The organism is Oleiphilus sp. HI0061 (genome assembly GCF_001635675.1).
Genome location: NZ_LWFE01001375.1, coordinates 1 through 540 on the forward strand (window position 1 = coordinate 1; position 540 = coordinate 540).

General features: G+C 38.9%; 2 protein-coding genes. Both read right to left on the bottom strand.

Annotation, left to right across the window (positions count from 1 at the left end; genetic code table 11):
• Window positions 1-308, bottom strand: a 308-nt coding sequence (locus A3735_RS21660; protein ID WP_156499811.1) for a GTP-binding protein, incomplete at its 3' end; no start/stop codon positions are given.
• Between the two features lie 130 nt (window positions 309-438).
• Window positions 439-540 (bottom strand): VF530 family DNA-binding protein, encoded by a 102-nt coding sequence (locus A3735_RS32665; protein ID WP_369820548.1) that lies wholly within the window; start codon window positions 538-540, stop codon window positions 439-441.

Sequence of the window (540 nt, forward strand, 5' to 3'; positions counted from 1 at the left end):
AATACACCGATACCACCATCAAGAACTTTCAAAGAACGATATACTTCTACTGTGAAGTCAACGTGTCCAGGAGTATCTATGATGTTCATGCGGTGATCATCCCAGAAGGTTGTGATCGCTGCAGACTGGATAGTAATACCACGCTCAGCTTCCTGCTCCATAAAGTCAGTTGTAGATTCACCATCGTGAACCTCACCAGTCTTATGGATCTTACCAGTTAGCTTTAGAATACGTTCTGTAGTGGTTGTTTTACCAGCATCAACGTGAGCGAAGATGCCTATATTTCTGTATTTGGATAGATCTGTCATTATTCTACTCAATAAGTTCAGGGCGGAAAAAAATTTGCGGTAGTATACAGGATTTTTTTCGAAAGTTTGAAAAAAAACGTAACATTTTATGCCTGGGCAAAAAATAGTCGTATTTAATTTATTTAGGCAGCTATTTTTTCTGCCATGGGCTGTTACATAAGTCGATATAAAGCGCTTCAACTTTGCTACGAGCCCAAGGGGTTTTTCTTAGGAATTTTAAGCTGGACTTAAT